The organism is Mesorhizobium sp. M7D.F.Ca.US.004.03.1.1 (assembly GCF_003998635.1).
Taxonomy (GTDB): Bacteria; Pseudomonadota; Alphaproteobacteria; order Rhizobiales; family Rhizobiaceae; genus Mesorhizobium; species Mesorhizobium loti.
In genome coordinates this window covers 1-2,023 of the sequence record NZ_RZQG01001016.1, presented here as the reverse complement: position 1 = coordinate 2,023, position 2,023 = coordinate 1, and the positions used below count along the sequence as shown (strand labels likewise).

General features: G+C 63.7%; 2 pseudogenes. One reads left to right on the top strand and one right to left on the bottom strand.

From position 1 onward, the window contains the following. Positions 1 to 456: pseudogene (locus EN935_RS33250) on the top strand (hypothetical protein); the annotation flags it as partial. A 563-nt stretch (positions 457 to 1,019) separates the two neighbouring features. Here the strand turns inward: EN935_RS33250 and EN935_RS33245 are convergent. Continuing rightward, positions 1,020 to 2,023 (bottom strand): annotated as a pseudogene (locus EN935_RS33245) (cell division protein FtsH); the annotation flags it as partial.

The window sequence follows — 2,023 nt, the reverse complement described above, 5'->3', positions numbered from 1 at the left end:
GCATTCGGCCATGCCCAGACCCTTGCCGCCAAGCCGGCAACCACCAAGGCTGCCGCGGCGCCCGCCGACAATGGCGGCAAGGGTCTGAGCATGGCCGAATGCAGCACCAAGTATCAGGCTGCCAAGACGGCCAACACGCTGAAAGGCATGAAGTGGAACGACTTCCGCAAGACCGAATGTGGCGCCGGCGCATCGGATGACGACACCGTGCCGGCCGCCGACGAGGCGAGCTACACCAAGGAGCCGGCGAAGCCGACGACGGCTGCGCCCAAGGGCGTCACTTTCCCCTCTGCGATCTCGGCGAAATATGCCAGCGAGACCCCCGGAAAAGGCCGCATGCATACTTGCCTTGACCAGTACTATGCCCTCAAGGACGCCAATGCGCTTGGCGGCCTGAAGTGGATCCAGAAGGGCGGCGGCTTCTACAGCCTGTGCAACGCCAAGCTGAAGAGCTGAACGACAACAATATCTGAACAAGAAAGAAGCCCGCGAGCCGCAAGGTTCGCGGGCTTTTTTCTTGGGCGACGTTCAGGACAGGCCGTTTGCAGGGAGGCGCCATCGGCAAAGCTGCCAATCTCCCTCCCCGTGGGGGAGATGCCCGGCAGGGCAGAGGGGGGCGCGAAAGATCGCTGCCTTTCTGGCTTGGGTTCCTCGCGCCTCATGAAAGGGGGAGAGTGCCTCAGCGAAGCCAAGACGGAGAGAAAAGCAAGGATAACAGTCCGAACGAAAGTCCGCCCAGCAGAAGGGCCGGCCTGAGATGTCGGCGGGACAGCGCCCCCCTCTGTCCTGCCGGACATCTCCCCACACGGGGGGAGATTGGCTGCCACGCCGGCTTTCGCCAACTTGCCAGCGTTGCAGGATGGGCGCCTGCATTGCAGTTGGGCAATTGAGGAGCAGCGCGCTGGGTCCGCGACAACTGGGCGGCCTTAAGCGAGGCAGACCGCCAGCAAGGCCTCTATAAACAAAAACGCCGCGGATCATGCCGCGGCGTTTCTAAAAATCAACCTGCTTGGTCGAACTCAGCTCGACGGCTGCGGTTCCATGCCGCCTTCGGGCTCCGGGCCCTTCTTGCGGCGGCCACCGGACTTCGGCACAGCCGAGCCGCGGCTCGGCGGCGTGTCGTCGCCAAGGTCGCGCGCGGGCTTGTGGCCGGCGATCAGCTGCTTGATCTCCTCGCCGGACAGCGTCTCGTATTCGAGCAAGCCCTGCGCCAGCGCAATCCATTCCTTCTTCTTCTTGGTCAGGATGGACTTGGCCGAGACATAGGCCTCGTCGATCAGGCGGCGCACTTCGGCATCTATGATCTGAGCCGTCTCTTCCGAAACGTTTTGCGTACGCGCCACCGAATGGCCGAGGAACACTTCTTCCTGGTTGTCGCCATAGGCGACATGACCGAGCTTGTCTGAGAAGCCCCAGCGCGTGACCATGGCGCGCGCCAGCTTGGTCGCCTGCTCGATGTCCGAGGACGCGCCCGAGGTGATGTTTTCCTTGCCGAACTTGAACTCCTCGGCGACGCGACCGCCCATCATGATGGCGAGCCGCGAGATCATGTATTTGTAGCTCATCGAATAGCGGTCGCCTTCCGGCAACTGCATGACCATGCCGAGCGCGCGGCCGCGCGGGATGATGGTGGCCTTGTGCAGCGGATCGGCCGACGGCACGTTGAGCGCGAGGATGGCGTGGCCGGCCTCGTGGTAGGCGGTGAGCTCCTTCTCGGCCTGCGTCATGGCCGACGAACGACGCTCGGCGCCCATCATGATCTTGTCCTTGGCGTCCTCGAATTCGGCCATGGTGACGAGACGCTTGTTGCGGCGCGCCGCCATCAGCGCGGATTCGTTGACGAGGTTCATCAGGTCGGCGCCGGAGAAGCCCGGCGTACCGCGCGCGATCACCTTGAGGTCGACATTGGGCGCCAGCGGCACGTTGCGCACATGCACCTTGAGGATCTTTTCGCGGCCGACGATGTCGGGGTTCGGCACCACAACCTGGCGGTCGAAGCGGCCTGGCCTGAGCAGTGCAGGAT